The sequence below is a fragment of the Belliella alkalica genome, from assembly GCF_022549785.1.
In the GTDB taxonomy this organism is placed as follows: Bacteria; Bacteroidota; Bacteroidia; order Cytophagales; family Cyclobacteriaceae; genus Belliella; species Belliella alkalica.
Genome location: NZ_JAKZGO010000012.1, coordinates 84,465 through 103,435, shown reverse-complemented (window position 1 = coordinate 103,435; position 18,971 = coordinate 84,465). Strand labels below are relative to the sequence as shown.

At 37.1% G+C, this 18,971-nt stretch carries 9 protein-coding genes and 1 riboswitch; of the genes, 7 read left to right on the top strand and 2 right to left on the bottom strand.

The features are described from left to right. Positions 1-242 precede the first annotated feature (242 nt). Together MM213_RS14445 and MM213_RS14440 are read right to left on the bottom strand one after the other, a co-directional pair. A complete protein-coding gene (locus tag MM213_RS14445; protein ID WP_241413356.1) occupies positions 243-3,194 on the bottom strand; it encodes a S9 family peptidase in 2,952 nt (983 codons plus the stop codon). A gap of 18 nt (positions 3,195-3,212) precedes the next feature. Continuing rightward, positions 3,213-5,372, bottom strand: a complete 2,160-nt coding sequence (locus tag MM213_RS14440; RefSeq protein WP_241413355.1) for a S9 family peptidase — start codon at positions 5,370-5,372, stop codon at positions 3,213-3,215. A gap of 241 nt (positions 5,373-5,613) precedes the next feature. Here MM213_RS14440 and MM213_RS14435 point away from each other — a divergent pair, with 241 nt between their 5' ends. From MM213_RS14435 to MM213_RS14405, 7 genes are all read left to right on the top strand, one after another. Then, on the top strand, positions 5,614-9,789 hold the full coding sequence (locus tag MM213_RS14435; protein WP_241413352.1) for a PAS domain S-box protein: 4,176 nt from the start codon (positions 5,614-5,616) through the stop codon (positions 9,787-9,789). A gap of 61 nt (positions 9,790-9,850) precedes the next feature. Next, positions 9,851-11,155, top strand: coding sequence for a hypothetical protein (locus MM213_RS14430; protein ID WP_241413350.1), 1,305 nt, complete (start codon positions 9,851-9,853; stop codon positions 11,153-11,155). Positions 11,156-11,288: 133 nt separating this feature from the next. Continuing rightward, a riboswitch (SAM riboswitch) is annotated at positions 11,289-11,390 on the top strand. Positions 11,391-11,457: 67 nt separating this feature from the next. Further along, the gene (locus MM213_RS14425) at positions 11,458-12,501 is read left to right on the top strand and encodes a homocysteine S-methyltransferase family protein (RefSeq protein ID WP_241413348.1); all 1,044 of its coding nucleotides are present in this window, start codon (positions 11,458-11,460) and stop codon (positions 12,499-12,501) included. Beyond that, positions 12,494-15,190, top strand: a complete 2,697-nt coding sequence (metH, locus tag MM213_RS14420; RefSeq protein ID WP_241413345.1) for a methionine synthase — start codon at positions 12,494-12,496, stop codon at positions 15,188-15,190. The genes MM213_RS14425 and metH overlap by 8 nt, the downstream gene beginning before the upstream one ends. Positions 15,191-15,192: 2 nt before the next feature. Continuing rightward, positions 15,193-16,146, top strand: coding sequence for a methylenetetrahydrofolate reductase [NAD(P)H] (gene metF / locus MM213_RS14415; protein ID WP_241413337.1), 954 nt, complete (start codon positions 15,193-15,195; stop codon positions 16,144-16,146). A 114-nt stretch (positions 16,147-16,260) separates the two neighbouring features. Further along, positions 16,261-17,109, top strand: coding sequence for a hydroxymethylglutaryl-CoA lyase-like TIM-barrel protein (locus tag MM213_RS14410; RefSeq protein ID WP_241413335.1), 849 nt, complete (start codon positions 16,261-16,263; stop codon positions 17,107-17,109). A gap of 184 nt (positions 17,110-17,293) precedes the next feature. Next, a complete protein-coding gene (locus tag MM213_RS14405; protein WP_241413333.1) occupies positions 17,294-18,937 on the top strand; it encodes a Na/Pi cotransporter family protein in 1,644 nt (547 codons plus the stop codon). Positions 18,938-18,971 lie beyond the last annotated feature (34 nt).

Here is an 18,971-nt window from a genome sequence, read left to right as displayed (position 1 = left end):
ATTCGTGTTAATTAATTTTAATTTAAAATTAAAAAAAGTCTCTGTCAATGACAGAGACTTTTGTGTAACTGGAAATAAAATCCCACATAAAACTTAAACACCTTTAAGATTAAATCTAAAAGCATATCAAATATCTAGAATAATTAATTCATAAAAAATACCTACTTGTAGGTATTTTTTAGTAAAACTTATTGAAATAAGTAGATTAAATATTTGAAAATTTATATAAATTTAAACTGTTTTTAGTTACTCCCAAAAACTCTTGATTCCAAATGCTCTTCAAGTTTCAATTTTTCAATACCACTTTTGATCCAATCGGAAGCATCTTCTCCTTTCAAATGATGGTCAAAGAATTCCATCATTCGAACACTGTAATCTTTTCTGTTTTCAAGTTTTGAAAGACCATGATTTTCTCCTTTGTATTGAACCATTATTACTGGCTTTTTCAACCTTCTAAGTGCATTGTAATACTCAATTCCTTGTGTGAAATCCACAGCGCCATCTTTGTCATTATGAAGCAAGAGGAGTGGAGTGTTGACATTTTTCACATGGTACACAGGTGAATTTCTTTGATAAGATTCCCAGTTTTCCCAAGGAGCACCTTTAAATCTGCCTTGTGAAGCTTCGAAGATTGACATATTGCCACCTCCTGAATTCCAATAAATCAAATCATACATGGAAATCATATTGGTCAATGGAGCTCCTGCGGCAGCAGCTTTGAACATATCTGTTTGGGTTATCAAAAACGATGTTTGATATCCTCCCCAAGAATGTCCGTGAAGCCCCATTCTTTTTTCATCAATTACTCCGGTTTTGAGCGCTTCTTTGACTGCAGGAAGTACGCACCACACTGCGGACATCCCTGGATCATCCATGGTGTATACGATATCTGGAATAAATACAGCGTAGCCATTGCTAGTGTAGATATTGGGATTCCAGCCAGTACCACTAAATCCAGGTGCTGCGTAGTTGTGAAGTGTTTGGGAGAGTTTTTCGTAATAGTAGACGATAGTTGGGTATTTGGTTCCTTCCTGATAGTTTGCAGGAAGAAATAGAGCTCCTTGCAAAGAATCACCTTTGTCAGATACATAATCTATCAACCTTGTTCCACTAGACCAAAGATATTTCTTTGCGTCAGGTGTGTTTTCTGTCAATTTGGTCTGGAAACTGATCTGTGCATCAGTTAGATAAAATTCAGTAGGCAGGTTGAATTTTTCTTTGGTAAAGAAATAAACATCGGCTGACTTAGCTTTTGAGAATCTATTGATATTTGCATCTTCCCAAAGCAAAGTTTTTGCGCCTGCCTGAAGACCAGATTTGCTAGGTTCAATTCTTACGATGCCACTTTTTTTGGTTTTTTCCCCATATGTTTTAAAATACTGTGCTTTTTTCCAATCAAAACCTTTTTCTTCATCTTCTAATACAAACCGACTTTGGTAGCGGATTTTTTCCTTTCTGCCATTTTGAGTTAAATTGACAGCTTTCTCACCATTGCTGGCGGGTACTTGCCAGATATCCCAACCATCTCTCAATAGCAAATATTTGCTGTCATTGCTCCAACCTAATGCGCCATGAAGTGGTTTGGTGACATTATGGTCATCTTCTTCATCTACAAAAGTTACAGGTATAGATTCTGTAACATTCTTTTTGCTCTTGGATAGTATGTCATACACATAATAATGACCATCTAATCCATACATCAACTTGGTTCCGTCTGGAGAAGCTCTTGGGAAAGAGGCATAAGATGGCAAATAGAAGTTTTCAAAAAGCAGACTTTTCTCACCGTTTGATAAGTCTACAATATAAATGTCTTGGAAATTTTGACCATTCAGATTGACATCCAGTTCATATGCTCGCTGATCGGTTCCTATAGCGAATTTTTCCTTAGGCAACAGAGAAAGGCCTTTCATGGTGCTGTCCTGTAGTGTAGTATGCTTGGACGATTTGAGATCGTACATTGCCCAGAAGCTGAAGTTCTTATCTTGGTTTTCCAAAATTTGTTGCCTTGATTGAAGCCTTGTGTCTTGCCAATGCCAAATAGTCATATCAGGCTTTTTGAGGTCTTCAGTTGAGGATTTTGCATTTTTTGTTTTTGAACTATCGGCTTTTGCAATTGCTTTTTGTAGATCTGCGATTGATTTGATAGTAGAGTCCGCTAGTATTTTTGAAAGTTTGGCTGTTTCCACTTGTTTCAGAGAATCTTCATCAGTTTTTTCATCCTCTTTTTTCTCTTCTTTTTTAGCCAATACTAATGGATGAATTCCATAAAACAGTTTGTTCTGATCTTCGGACCATTGCGCTCTTTTATTTGGGCTGATGGTGTATTCTTTAGGGAAATTCACTGAATCCTTTGCAGGATCATAGATTGTCAGTTGCGGATTACTTAAGTTTTTGACACCTATAAGTTTGCCATGATCTTGTTTGTATTTCTTGTCTTTGACCATTTTCAAAAGGGCAAAAGCATCACCTTTTTCCGTCCAATTGATTGATTTGTAAGAAGCGGCATCACTGTCTAGCACTTGAGTTTTCCCTCCATTTATGTCTACTAGATAAATTCCATTTCCCGACTGATTCGCAGCATCTATGATATATGCCATATGCGTTCCAGATTTGTTGAAAGAAAATTCAAGGACATTTCCCAAGTTTTGTTTTTTACCAGATGTAAGATGAACTAACAGCAAGTCCGAACCTTTTGCATCTCCATTGGAACCTTCTTTGGATAGGTTGATTGCTAGATGAGTGGAAGCCTTTCCATTAAAGGAGAAGCTAGATACTTTTTCAAAAGTCGTTTTTTTGTCTTCATTCAAATCGAGAAGTATAACTTTTTCAGGAAGTGGTTTTCCACCTTTTTCATTTGCTTTTTTCTCTTTTTCTTTAGGATATTCTTTGAATGCTATCCATCGGCTATCTTCTGAAAACTCAATATTTGCAGAATTTGTAGAGCCAATCGGATAGGTTTTTTTGCTATCAGGATCATTAGTTTTTCGAATAATCAGTTCTCCATCGCCTTCTACAGGTAACATCGCATAAGCCATCCATTTACCATCAGGTGACATCTTGACGCTGTTCATGGAGATGGATTTCCATGATGGGATATCTTTCCAGCCCATTGGTTTTGGATCTTTGACCTCTTGTGCATAGCTGCTGTATACAAGCAGGTAAGTAAAGAGAAAATAGATTAGATTTTTTTTCATTTTCATTAATTTATTTTCTTAAGGATGTGATACATATCTTTCAAAAAACTCCACGATTCTACCCATTCTGTCGATTCTCCTGTGAATTGCTCCGGATCTTGACATTTCATGGCCTTCTTCTGGGTATCGCACATATTCGACAGGTCTTCCCAAGATTTTGAGGCTTTTATATAATAGTTCGGACTGCCTTACACCTGTTCTATAATCGACATCTCCATGCTTGATAAGTAGAGGAGTTTTGATGTTTTGAACATAAGTTTGGGGACTGTTATAGTCCATTATCTCTTTTACGCCATCTTCCCATGGATAACCAAAATGATTTGGTACCAATCGCCATGCGTTTCCTTCACCAAGGAAAAAAGTCAATTCATATACGCCTCTTTGCGAAAAAGCAGCTTTGAACCTGTGGTCATGGCTTACAATCCATGCGGTAAGATAGCCTGCATAAGATCCACCAGTAAGGAAATATTGATCTTTGTCTATCCATTCATATTTTGCAGTGGCTTCATCAAGAGCTCCCAAAACATCAGAAGAAGGGCCATCGCCCCAATCTTGGAAATTTCCTTTTTGGAAAGCCTTGCCATACCCACCACTACCTCTAGGATTGGCATATACCACACCATAGCCCATGGCTGTCATAACTTGAAACTCATGCCACATAGAACCTTCTCCTGGCCCCCACATTGCAGATGGCCCTCCATGCATTTGAAGAACAGTAGGGTATTTTACCCCAGCTACTTTATTGATAGGTTCCATTACCCAATAATCTACCACAAATCCATCTTCAGTTTTTAGTTGGTGTGCTTTTGGCTTAGAAATTTTCTTTCCTTCTAGCCAAGATTTGTTGAAATGACTGATTTGCTTTGGGTTTTTATTTGAGAGGTCTGCTACATAAAATTCTGACGGATTCTCTATTTGAACCAAGCTATATACCATTTTTTTTCCAACAATATCAAGGTTTCCAACTCCAACTGGCCCTGTGATAATTGGGTCTATTTTACCATTGCTTACATCCACTTTCCAAAGGGACGTCCCGCCCTCGTTACCAGCAGTGAAGTAGATTGACTGGCTGTCTTCCGTCCATTCTCCACTTGAAATACTTCGATCAAGATCTTCTGTCAACCATTTGAAACCTGTGCCATCTGCATTTAGCAGTCCGAGCATTCCCATGTTATAACTAGGCTCTTCTATGTTTTGACCATTGAATAGAATCAATTTACCATTTGGGGAGAAAGTTGGATTGCCTACTCGGTGTCCTTCAAGTTTGAAAAAAACCTCTGATGCCTTTGTGTTTAAGTCTATTTTCCAGATTTCAGTATGGCTTGTGAGGTCTGGATGCTCTTCATTTTTCAAAGAAGAAGCAAGCAAATACTTACCATCAGGAGACCATGTTGCTCCAAAGTAACTTTGAAAACCTTGAGTCAAGACTTCCGATTTACCACTTTCTATATCCAATACTCCCAGATGTGAGAAATACAAGTCTGGGCTTAAGTCTCTTTCACCCAAAAAATTCAGCCTATCAATAACTTTAGGGTCATTTTTGGCTGCATTCTTGGCTAGCCAAGCTCGGAGTTCTTCAATGTTTCCATCAGGATTTGGCTTGGTTTCTTCCATTCCAATTCCTGCGTTGATAGCTTTGTAGTTTGGTTCATCACCATATTCTCTGCCTGGTCTTTGATGCTCCCACTCTGGCCTTCCATCTATAGCCCATAGTGGATAGGTAGTGCTGAAAAGGATTTTTTTACCGTCGGGAGACCATTGTGGATTACTCGCGCCATATTTTTCTTCGGTAAAAACTTGACTTTCTCCTCCTTTGAGTGATAATATCCAAATTTGAGCTTTGCCATCCTTAACTCTCGTAAAGGCAATCTTGGTGCCATCCGGGGAAAGGGCGATTGATGAAACATTGTATTCACTAGATGTCAGAGGTATACTCTCGCTGGGATCAGAAATATCTGTCATCCAAGCTTGACTTTTATATGTGTATTGCTCTTTACCTTTGTCTTCAATAAAGTTTTTTACAAATACTACTTTTCTTTCATCTGGCGTGATTTGGTGAGAGGAAGTAGTGACAATTTGAGTTAAATCAGTCAATTGTATTGTCTCGACATTTTGAGCTATGGAGTAATTCCAAAGCAAAAGAGAGACTAGAATTATACTTTTTGTTTTTTGAAACATTGTCTTAATTTAAATTACAAATATGTTTTAAGAAAATTGTTGTAGTTTAGATGCGCAAGCAAATAAATACTTATCGTTTGAGGCATTGAACCCATAATCTGAAATGAATCTTATTCCCAACACTGATATTTTTAGTTTTTTTGACCAAACACAAGGACCAGTAGTAATCTTCAATCAAGAAAACTTCATTTATTTTAACAACTATTGTGTTAATAATTTTCACAATCAACCAGATTGTTGGGTGGATTTTTTTTCAGAAATTGAAATTCAGCAAGTAATTAACGACTTTTTTCATAAAGTCGAATTACCGAAAGTGGAATTTATGTATTCCATTGAAGATAAATCTGGAAAAATGTGCCATTTCGACTGGGAAATCATAAGGGTTTCATTTGATGGGATGAGTAATTTGCTCGTAGCCAAGGGTAAAGTAACCTCAATTGAGGGACAGAGTAATAGCCTTTTGGACTCTGAAAGCAATCAAAGAGATCTTAATTTTATCAACAAAATTTTGAGATATAGCCATGACATGGTTGCTATTTTGGACATCAGAGGCGTTTACAAGTTTGTAAGTGCCTCTGTGATTGATAAGTTAGGAGTGTTGCCGGAGGGGATTATTGGTAAATCGTATCTTGAATTTGTAGAAAAAGGATTTATTGAAATCATTGAAGGCGACTTCAATAAATTGTTGAATACAAAGGAAGAAGTGAGATTTGGTATGTGGGTGAATATACCTGGCAAAGCTAAAGTGTATGTAGAAAGTTATGGTAAAAATTTAACTCATGATCCTCAGGTTAATGGAATACTGTTAAGTTCGAGAGATATTACTTCATACAAAAGGGCCGAAAAATCACTTCAAAAAAGGTATGAGTTAGAAAAATTGATCAATAGAATTTCAAAGAATTTTGTAAATGCAACACTTGATGAAATAGATGCTGTATTTAATGATTCATTAAGGATTTTGGGGGAGTTTGAGAAAGCTGATAGAGCATATATATTTCTATTTCATGAATATAAGAGTGAAATTGAATATGCATATGAATGGACTGCTGATGGAATTGAGCCCCAGATAGATTTTTTGAAAAGTATACCAATTACAGAGCAGCTTCTAACGATCAAGTCGCTTAAAGAAGGTAATATTTTTATTATTCCTGACGTTTCCAAAATGGAAGATATTTATGCTTATGAAAGAGATATCTATCTTCAGCAAGATATTGCTTCAGTGATTTTAATCCCTATTTTTTCTGAAAATAGACTGATTGGTTTTTTTGGTTTGGATGCTGTCGGTCAGCCAAGAGCTTGGCACGAAAAAGATGAATATGTCCTGAGTCAATTAGGTGATATTTATGCAGGGACATTTATCAACCGATCCATTAAAAAAAGGTTGGAAAGAAACGAAAACCTTTTGGCATCAACCGAAATTCTCGCTAAATCAGGATCATGGAGATTTAGCAACTCAAAAAACAAGTTGTTTTTCTCAAGAGGTCTAAATAAAATTTTTGGCTTGGACAAAAATATAACTTCGGCTTCACTATTTGATTTGTTCAAAAGAATAGATAAAAAAGACAGGTATCTACTTCTTTACAATTTTAATAAGGCAGTTAATTCAAGAAAGTCAATTTCAGGAGAATTTAATTTAACCAAGGAAGGAGGTAACAAATATTTAAGTTACACCATTGAGGTAAGACAAGTTCTGGGTTTTTCTAATTTTGAGATTTATGGGTATTGTACTGATATTACTGATAAGCGGGATACAGAAAAATATCTAAAACTACAATCCCAGATCTTAGCGCAGGTGAATGATCCGATTTTTGTGACGGATAGTCTGTTGAAGGTGATCTATATGAATAAAGCAGCCTCAAAAGAGGTGAATATAGAAGATACTGGAAAAAATGATTTTAAGATAACAGAATTGTTTGAGTTCCAAATTGATGGTGATAGTGACTTTTCGAGTTTAATAGCAAATCTTAGGGATGATGAAGAGTTTAGGGAGAAAATTTACCTTAAAACTTCTTCAGGAATCACTGCTCCCTATGAACTGTCTGTGCGGGTTTTTTTAAATGAAATGAATGAAAAGATAGGTTACTCCTTTTTGATCAGAAACCTCACACAGCAAGTCAAGCAGGAAGTTTTGGCGAAAAAGGCTAAAATGATTGTTGAAAACAGTTCAGCTGTGTTGTTCACTGTAGATCCAAATGAAAATTTCAAAATAATATACATTACTGAAAATATAAAGCAGTATGGCTATAGTGCTGAAGTATTAATGAATTCAGGAGCAAGTATGTTGGATATCATCCATTCTGATGATGCTAAGAATATCGAGGAATTTCATTATTCCAATCAGGATGATAAGGGTATACCTTCTTTTTCTGGAGAGTATAGAATAAAAAGGAGTGATGGGACTTATCGCTGGGTAGAAGATAAAACACAAGAAGTGGTCGGGCCTGATGGGAATATAATTCTTCACGAGGGTTTGATACAAGATGTGACGGAAAGAAAAAAGGATAGGGAGGAAATTATAAGATCTAGAAAAAGATATAGAGTCTTAGCTTCAAATATACCTTTGACAAATGTTTTTCTAATTAATAGAGACCTAAGGTATATTGTAGCAGAAGGGACAAATTTCTCTAATTGGAATATGACTTCAGCAGATTTTGAAGGAAAAACGTTGGAGGAGATACATAAATATAATCTACACGAGATCAAGCCTGCTGTGATTAGATCCTTAGAAAATAGGGAAATCGTACAGAAAATCCTACTGTACAAAAAGCGAGTCTATGAGATGACAGTAAGGCCTATCATCTATCAAGGAGATGTAGAGTATGCACTTGGTATAGTAAGAGATATTAATGAAGAATATGTAGCCAAGGAAAATCTCAAAGCTAGTGAAGAGAAGTATAGGACACTTGTCGAAGAGTCTACTGAAATTATTTTTTCCTTATCAATAGATTTTGATTTGACGTACGTTTCTCCAAATGTGAAGCAATTTTTGGGTTACGAACATCAGGAGGTGACAAAAGCAAAGTTGACAGATTTTCTACATAAAGATGATTTGGTGGTATTTTCCAATATGCTAAAGGATTCAACAGCCAGTGTTTTTGAGAATCATCAATATTTAGAATACAGATTGAGACACAAAAACGGAGATTATAAGGTCTTTAGCTCCAATGGGCGCTTGATTAAAGACGAATTGGGAAATATAAGGCACTATACGGGAATAGCAAGAGATATAACAAGATTGAAAGAAGCTCAAAGAGAACTTTTCTATGCTAAAGAAAAAGCAGAGCAAGCTTCTATGATAAAGTCTCAATTCTTATCCATCATGAGTCATGAAATCAGAACACCGATGAATGCTGTTATTGGTATGGCACATTTGTTAATTGAAGATGACCCACGACCAGATCAATTGGAAAATCTAAAGACGCTACAGTTTTCAGCTGAGAATCTTTTGGGCTTGATTAATGATATTTTGGATTTCAATAAAATTGATTCGGGAAAAATAGAGTTAGAAAATGTAGCCTTTGATATCAATGTGGTGTTTAATCGAATTATTCACTCTTATACCTATCAGGCAAGGGAAAAAAGTTTAGATGTAAGTTTTGAGATTGATAGTACACTTCCAAAAATACTAATGGGTGATCCTGTCAGACTAGCGCAAGTTGCGAACAATTTGATATCTAATGCTATCAAGTTTACTGAGAAAGGCTTTGTGAAAATCCATTTAAAAAAGGTTTATGAAGGTGCTTCAGCAGTAAAAATCAAATTTGAATTTGAGGACAGTGGAATCGGAATACCAAAAGACAAGATATTTACGATTTTCGAGGCATTTACTCAAGCGAGCGCAGAAACTACAAGGAAATATGGTGGTACAGGACTTGGTTTAGCTATTGTTAAGAGATTAGTTGAGCTTTTTGGCGGGCAGATTTTTGTCACTAGGCTTGCTCATGGTGGTACGATGTTTAGCTTTGAACTTGAATTCAAAAAGCTTGAAGCAAATTTTCTTGACAACGAAGAAGATCAAGTAAATATTGAAAAAAACCTATCTCATGCATCCATCTTGGTGGCAGAAGATAATCTAGTTAATCAAATAATGATCAAAAAATTCCTAAATAAGTGGGGGGTCAAAGAGGTAGTAATGGCGAATGATGGGAATGAAGCTATTGAAGCAATCGAAAGTAAAGAATTTGATTTGATTCTTCTGGATTTGCAAATGCCTGACAAAGATGGTTTTGAAGTAGGGGAGTATATTAGATCCCACAAAAATAATAAAATAAGAACATTGCCAATTATAGCATTGACAGCTTCTTCTTTAATTGAAGTAAAAGAGCAGCTTGAAGCTGTAGGAATGAACGACTATATCCCAAAACCATTTAGTCCTGATAATTTATATGCTAAAATAATCAAGTACATCAATGTATAATATTTATCACAATGTTTCACTTTGAGGTATTTCGATTAATTTTGAGGTATAAAATATATAAATGAGAACAGTCTTAATCTTTTATCTTTTCCTGATTTCGAGTTTTTCCCTTGCACAGTCACACAAGGAAAACAGATCTACGATGTATGTTACTTATGGCACTACTGGTGCAAACATGCGTCTTTTCAATGAAATGCTGGAGAATAAAGGATTGTCTCCAATGAGAAAAGGTTACACTAACCTAGGATTAGGATATCAAACTAGATACAATGATTTTATTTTAGGTTTTGAATTGTATCAAAATTCGGGATTAGGCTCTAATTTTAATGATTATAGTATTGACTACCGTACGAGTAGGGTGTTGTTGAACGTTGGTTATGCGCTTACTGAAGAAGGTCGATTTCAGTTTATTCATTACATGTCCATTGGTTCGGGCTTTTTGAATTTTCAAATGCTCAAAGAAGGACCAGAACAAAATATGAATGAATTTCTCCAAAATCCACAGCAAGGATTCATTCTTAGGGATGGAAATATTCACAAAGGAAGTAGGTATTTCTCAGGTTTACTGACAGAAATCGGATTTCAGACAAGTTATGATATACCAATACCAGGGAGAGAAGAGGTATTGGAAGTAATGGCTAAGTTTGGCTATGCTTTTAGTCCATTCGAAAATTCATGGGAGCTCAATGGAATGCAATTTAGTAGTACACAAAGTGGAGCATTTATCAGGGCTGGAGTAGGCATATCTTTACCCGATCACAATTTTTTTTACAAAGACGCTTCTTTGGGAATCCACCTACTTACTGGTTTTCATTTTACAAAAGCTAATGAATTCAATCAGGTCCTGATAGAAAATGGTTATGAGCCTTTTGATCAAAGGCCCAACAATTGGGGTCTTAAGATTTTGGGAGAAAGCAAAGGATGGCTATATGGTGTTGATGTGTATAATCTCGCTTTGAAAGGGTCAGCTAAAGAAAACCAATCTCACACATTAAACAGTGTAAGGTTATATGCTAATACAGGACTTAAGCTTTTTGAAAGAAAGAATTTGGAGTTTGGTGGTCTTGCCGGAATTGGTTATGCCAATTTGAGGTATACTATTTTAGATAAGGATAAACCAGATTTTCCCTTGCTTTTTGAAGAACCAAATTATGATGGTTATGTAAGAAAAGCAGGATTAATGGCAAAGCCTGAGGTGTATATGGCTTACTCAATGCCTTTCAATTCCAATAATGTCGCTAATTTGGTGTTTGGAATTCATGCTGGTTATGAGGCTCCTTTGAGTAGATTTAGACTGAATGATATAGCTATGTATAAATATATGGCTAACCCATATCTTCAATTCTCTATAGGAATAAGGCCATAAGGTCTTCTAGTATATCACATCCCTAAAGATCATATTTTCATCAAAAGCTTCTATTTTTTATTGATTTGAATTTTTAATCAAACATTTTTTGAAAAAAGTCATTAATTTAAATTATACAACTTACCTTTGAGATTGCTTATCGAGAAAGACCGAGGGAAGGGCCCTACGACGTCTTAGCAACCTGAAAATACAAGGTGCTAACTCCCATTCCGAATTTGTCGGAAAAAGATGAGCGGTAGATTAAATTGTCTTTTTTCTCCCGGTTCTTGCTCGCATAAGTTTTTATTTTGAATCAAAGCGACATGATTAGAACGGAATTATTACTAGCACAAGCCAAAAAGAAAATATTGATTCTAGATGGAGCCATGGGTACCATGATCCAAAGATATAAGCTTTCTGAGGAGGATTTCAGAACGCCTGCGCTTAAAGATCATTCCAAACCACTCAAAGGAAATAATGATTTGCTCTCATTAAGCAGGCCTGATATCATCAAAGCTATTCATGCTGCTTATTTTGAAGTAGGAGCGGATATCATTGAGACCAATACCTTTAGTGGAACTACTATTGCACAAGCAGATTATGGATTAGAGCATTTGGCTTATGAAATTAATTATCAGTCAGCTTTGATTGCAAGGGAAGTAGCTCAAGAATTCACAGAAAAAACACCAAATAAGCCTAGGTTTGTAGCTGGTGCGATAGGGCCTACCAATAGAACTGCCTCCATATCTCCTGATGTTAATGATCCTGGTTATAGAGCAGTCACTTTTGACCAGTTAGCAGAAGCATATAAAGAACAAATCCATGGTCTCTTGGATGGTGGTGTAGATATTTTGTTGGTAGAAACTATTTTTGATACGCTAAATGCCAAAGCTGCACTTTATGCCATTCAAGAAGCATTTGAAGAAAGGGGCCTGCCTTTAAGGCCTGAAGAAGGAGGGATTCCAGTGATGATTTCGGGGACTATCACTGATGCTTCGGGGAGGACACTTTCTGGGCAGACTACGGAAGCTTTTCTGATTTCTATATCACATGTCCCATTATTCAGTGTTGGGTTGAATTGTGCTTTGGGTGCAAAAGAGCTAAGACCATATTTGAAAATTCTTTCTGAAAACGCACCATTTTATGTAAGCGCATACCCTAATGCCGGACTTCCAAATGAATTTGGACAGTATGATCAAGATGCACTTGAGATGGCTGATCAAGTAGAGGATTTTCTCAAAAATGGAATGATAAATATATTAGGAGGATGCTGTGGGACCACTCCAGACCATATTGCAGCTTTGGCTGCTTTATCTCAGAAATATGGTCCCAGAAAAATTGAATTAGTAACAGAATCAGATGAGTAATATAAAAAACAGAGACGTGATGAAGCTTTCGGGGTTGGAACCTTTGGTATTTACTCCGGAAATCAATTTTGTCAATATTGGTGAAAGAACCAATGTGACAGGTTCTAAGAAATTTGCCCGATTGATCCTCAATGGACAGTTTGACGAAGCTTTAGAAGTAGCTTTGGACCAAGTGAGAGGTGGGGCACAAGTATTGGATGTCTGCATGGATGAAGGAATGCTCGATGGGGTAGCCGCCATGCAGAGATTTTTACATTTGATAGCCTCAGAACCTGAAATCAGCAGGATTCCGATTATGATTGATAGTTCCCGTTGGGAAATCATTGTGGCTGGTTTGAAGTGTATCCAAGGAAAAGGGATTGTCAATTCAATCAGTTTGAAAAATGGTGAAGCTGAGTTTATCAACCAAGCCAAGACGATCAAGAAATTTGGGGCTGCGGTAGTAGTTATGGCTTTTGATGAAGATGGGCAGGCTGATACTTATCAAAGGAGAATTGATATCTGTAAAAGGAGTTACGATATATTGGTGGATGTAGTCAAATTCAACCATCAAGATATCATTTTTGATCCCAACATATTCCCTGTAGCTACGGGAATGGATGAGCATAGAAAAAATGCCATCGACTTCTTCCATGCTACACAATGGATCAAACAAAATCTCCCTGGAGCAAAAGTAAGTGGAGGTGTGAGTAATGTGAGTTTTTCATTTAGGGGGAACAATCCCGTTCGGGAAGCCATGCATGCTTCCTTTTTGTATCATGCCATTCGTCATGGGATGGATATGGGAATAGTCAACCCTACCATGCTGGAAATCTATGATGATATCCCTAAGGATCTGTTGGAAAAGGTGGAAGATGTTCTCTTCGATAGAAATGAAGAAGCTACAGAAACTCTTTTGGAATTTGCAGAAACTGTAAAAGCCTCTGACAAAAAAGAGGTTGCTACTGAGGCTTGGAGGGAAAGTCCAGTCGAAAAACGAATAGAGCACGCTTTGGTAAAAGGGATAATTGATCACATTATTGATGATACAGAAGAAGCTAGAATCCTACTGAAAAATCCCCTGAAAGTAATTGAAGGGCCGCTAATGGATGGGATGAATGTCGTAGGAGACCTATTCGGTGAGGGAAAAATGTTTTTGCCTCAAGTAGTGAAGTCTGCAAGGGTGATGAAAAAGGCAGTTGCCTATTTGGAACCTTTCATGCCCAAAGTCGGCGATTTGGATTACAACGAAGAGCAAAGCAGTATCAAAAAAATCCTTTTGGCGACAGTGAAAGGTGATGTGCATGATATTGGAAAAAATATAGTAGGAGTAGTCTTGGCTTGCAATAGCTATCAGATTATTGATTTGGGCGTCATGGTGGATGCCCAAAAAATTATCGATGAAGCAATCAAAAACAAAGTAGATATCATTGGATTGAGCGGATTGATAACACCTTCGTTGGATGAAATGGTCTATGTGGCATCCGAAATGGAAAGGCAAGGCCTAAATATTCCTTTGCTGATAGGTGGGGCGACAACTTCTAGAATCCATACAGCAGTAAAAGTAGATCCAGTATATAGTGGAACAGTCATCCATGTGACGGATGCTTCCAAGTCAGTGCCAATAGCTGGAGAGTCAATATCTGAGGAAACCAAAGATGCATATCACAAGCAAATCAAGGAGACTTACAGACAATTGAGAATCGAGCATGAAGCAAAGCAGCAAGTGAAACAAATGGCTACTTATGCCGAGGCAAAAGCGAATCCTACATTTATCGACTGGGAACATTATGAGCCGATTGTTCCAAAGAAATTGGGAACCACTGTATATGAAGAACTGGATTTATCGATATTGAGATCCTACATTGATTGGACTCCATTTTTTAGTACTTGGATGCTTTCGGGGAAATATCCCAAGATCCTCAAAGATGAAGTGGTAGGAAAAGAAGCACAAAAGCTCTTTGATGAGGCCAATCAAATGCTTGATAGGATTATTGAAGAAAATTGGGTCAAAGCCAAGGCTGTTGTAGGTCTGTATCCAGTTCAGAGGGTTGAAGATGATTTGGTGTTGCCTGAGAATGGAATGAGCTTTCACTTTTTGCGTCAGCAAGGGAAAAAAGGAAAAGGAGTTCCCAATAGGTCATTGGCAGATTACATCCACCCAGATCAAATAGATTATTTGGGAGGTTTTGCTGTGACCGCTGGCTGGGGGATCGAACGAAAACTGGATGAATTCAAAGAGTCAGGAGATGATTACAATGATATCATGCTCAAAGCTTTGGCAGATAGACTTGCGGAAGCTGGGGCAGAATACCTTCATGTTTTGGTTAGAAAGGAGCTTTGGGGCTATGCGGAAAATGAAAGTCTTGAAAATGATTCATTGATAAAAGAAGAGTACCAAGGTATTAGGCCTGCTCCAGGATATCCAGCTTGCCCAGAACATTCTGAAAAGAGAACCTTATTCGATCTTTTGGAAGTAGAGAAAAATATAGGGATTACATTGACCGATAGTTTTGCAATGTATCCTACCTCCTCAGTAAGTGGATTCTATTTTGGTCATCCAGAGAGCAAATACTTTGGATTGGGGAAAATAGGGGAGGATCAAGTCAAAGATTATGCAAGAAGAAAAGGAGTAAGTATGGAGCAGGCAGAAAGATGGCTTTCCCCTAATCTCGCGTATTCACCATCATTAAATGTTCAAAAGTCATAAAAATGAAAATTACAGAATTTATTTCACAAGCAGATAAGACGCTATTTTCTTTTGAGATTTTACCTCCTTTGAAAGGGCAAAGTCTTAAAGATTTATGTGAAGGGATAGAGCCATTGATGGAATTCAATCCGCCTTTTGTAGATGTTACTTATCATCGCGAAGAGTTTATATATAAAAAGCATCCAAATGGACTATTGGAAAAAGTAAGTACCAAAAAGAGACCTGGGACCGTAGGGATTTGTGCTGCGATTATGAATAGGTTTCATGTAGACGCGGTCCCTCATTTGCTATGTGGAGGCTTTTCAAAAGAAGAAACAGAGAATGCACTGATTGATCTCAACTTTATAGGTGTACAAAATGTCTTGGCACTTAGAGGAGATGCTCCGAAAAGTGAAAATAAATTTATTCCCGAGCCAGATGGACATTCATACACCAAGGATTTGGTTTCCCAAATAGTAGGGATGAACCATGGGAAATACCTTCATGAAGAGACAGAAACAGGTTTTCAGACAGATTTTTGTGTCGGCGTAGCAGGGTATCCTGAGAAACATTTTGAAGCCCCAAGTTTGAAATTTGACCTCAAGCATCTCAAAGCAAAAGTAGATGCAGGAGCAGAATACATCGTAACGCAGATGTTTTTTGACAATCAGAAGTATTTTGAATTTGTAAAAAAAGTAAGAGAAGCAGGTATCACCGTTCCTATAATCCCAGGCTTGAAACCTATCACCACTTTAGGTCAGATCACCATGTTGCCAAGGACTTTCTTTCTTGATTTTCCAGATGAATTGATGGATGAATTGGAAAAATGCAAGACCAATGCAGAAGTCAAGCAGGTTGGTATCGAATGGGCAATCCTTCAAAGCAAAGAACTAATAGCAGCAGGCACCCCATGTCTTCATTACTATACCATGAGTAAAGCAGACGCTACCTATAAAATAGCCAAAGAGGTATTTTAGCAAAACTTTCGTTCCCCCCCCTTCAACCTTTGAGGTCTTTTTCCAGACCTCGAAGGTTTTCTATTTTTTCACAAAAAACTTGTACCTCCAAAGTCACAAGTCTATCTTCATGGTATGATAAAATTGATCGAATGCCCTAGGGATGCCATGCAAGGTTTTCCTGATTTCATCGATACAGCCATCAAAGCAGCTTATATCAATCAATTGCTGCAGGTGGGATTCGATACTATTGATTTTGGCAGTTTCGTAAGCCCAAAGGCAATACCTCAAATGAGGGATACTGCGGATGTTTTGGATTTACTAGATCTCTTTGACAGTAAGTCAAAGCTTTTAGCTATCATAGCAAACACCCGTGGTGCAGAGGATGCTTTGGTATTCGAACAGATTGATTATCTAGGCTTTCCACTTTCTATTTCTGAGACCTTTCAGCAACGGAATACAAATAAATCTATACAAGAAGCACTTCATTCAGTCGAAGAAATCCAAAATTTGGCAGAAGTAAAAGGGAAAACACTTGTGACCTATCTGAGTATGGGTTTTGGAAATCCATATGGAGATGCTTATTCACCTGAGTTGGTCGCAGAATTTGTAGAAAAACTAGATGGAATGGGTATCAAAATTATCTCTTTTGCCGATACTGTTGGTTCTGCCAACCCAGAATTGATTCAAAAGCTTTTTGAAGTCAATATCCAGGCCTTTCCCCATATAGAATTTGGTGCACATCTTCATAGCAAACCTGAAGAGGTAGAACAAAAAGTAAAAGCGGCACTAAAGGCTGGTTGTGTAAGGTTTGATGCGGCCTTAAAGGGATTTGGGGGTTGTCCTATGGCTAAAGATGATTTGGTTGGCAACATTGCTACTGAATCTTTAATTAAAGTATTGGAAAAATGTGGTCAACCATTTGAGATCAACAACCTTGAATTCAATGAGGCTATGAAGATTGCAAATGTAGTTTTTGCTTGATGTCAGCAAAATACAAAAAACATAGAATGCCGATTCCACGGATTGAGCGGATTTGCACAGTTGGGAATAGTAGTAATCAGTGATAATCTGCCAAATCCGCGTTTTCTGTGTTCTATCTGAAATAAATAAATCTCCTTTATTTAATTTGAATAATGGCTAATTATCCTAACAAGCTTGGTATAAAATGGAACAAGAAATTTTTGACACTTGGAAATTCATAGCTGGGATAGGATTGTTTCTATGGGGAATGAATCAACTGGAAATGTCTATCAAAGACATGGCAGGGAAATCTTTCCGAAATCTTCTTCAAAAGTCAACAGACAGCGCATGGAAAGGGATTTTAATAGGTGCTTCGATCACAGCAGTACTTCAAAGTAGTTCTTTGGTGACATTGATGGTATTGGCTTTTTTAGGAGCAGGAGTGATCAACTTAAAAAATTCTATTGGAGTGATCTTGGGAGCCAATTTAGGGACTACAATTACAGCTTGGATTGTTGCTACTTTGGGTTTTAAGTTTAGCGTAGCAGCTTTCTCTATGCCTTTTTTGGGAATAGGCAGTTTGATGTTTCTTTTTTTCTCAAGTCGTCCTTTTTTAAAGAATATTGGGGCTTTTGCAGTTGGTTTTGGGTTACTTTTTTTGGGGTTGGATTTTATGAAAACTGCGATAGAGGCAGTAGCTGATCAAATTGATTTGAGAGCATTCAGTGCTTATGGTTTATGGATATATTTGGTTATTGGAATTGTAATCACGGCTTTGATACAATCTAGTTCTGCGATGGTTGTCATTGTACTTTCCGCAATAAGTTCTGGTGTAATAGATTTGACAGCAGGGGCTGTTTTGATCATTGGGGCAAATATTGGCACTACAGTAACTGTTGGTATCGGTTCTGTCAATGGTACTGCAGATAAGAAACGGCTAGCTTTAGCGCATTTTTTATTCAATGCAGTGACAGGTTTGATCGTATTTATTTTTATTGATAAAATCATATTCTATACCATGTCTTTCTTTTCTATAAAAGATCCCTTGATGGAATTGGTATTACTAAATTCAATCATTAATCTTTTCGGAATTTTTCTCTTTTACCCGCTGATTTCTCCATTAGAGACTTGGCTAAGATCCAAATTTGAGAGTCAAGAAGTCAAAAATGCGTCAGTCTACATCCATAAGGTGAATAAAGAGGTCCCAGAAGCAGCAACTACAGCTTTGGAAAAAGATGTAAAATTAGCCATTGAGATGACCTCCGACTTTATTATGAAAATTTGGGAGAATGGAAATATAGAGAGTAAAAAGACATCCTTGTGGAAAAAAATAATCAGACAACCGTTTGATTTGATGTCCCAATATAAGGAAATCAAAGCGCTTGAAGATGAGTTGACAGCTTATCATTTGTCATTGCAAGGAGAGAATTTGGATTTGTATTTGGCAAATAAAACCACTTCTATCATGCTTGCACTGAGAATGTGTGTTTATGCAGCCAAAGATTTCAAGGATGTTTTACACAATATCCTTGAGATGGAAGAGTCTGAAGATGAGTTTGTTAAAGATCTTAATTTTTCGTTGAAGACATATATATCAGAGGTATTGCACAAAGTAGAAAAATACAGCAGACTGGACGAGGTGGCAGAAGCTCCAGACTGGATTCGTGAGCATGATGAAAAATACCAAGCGCTAATAAGTAACTTGTACCAAAAGGCTCAAAAAAGGCAAATTGATTTTCCAATGTCAACTCTTACCAATGTCATCAAACAGGTGATTTCAGGATTGGACAATTTTGGAAGTGCAATAATTCATTTAAAGCATTTGGAGAAATCAGTAATAGATAAGTGAAGGATATAACACGAATAAAACGAATCGAGCGGAT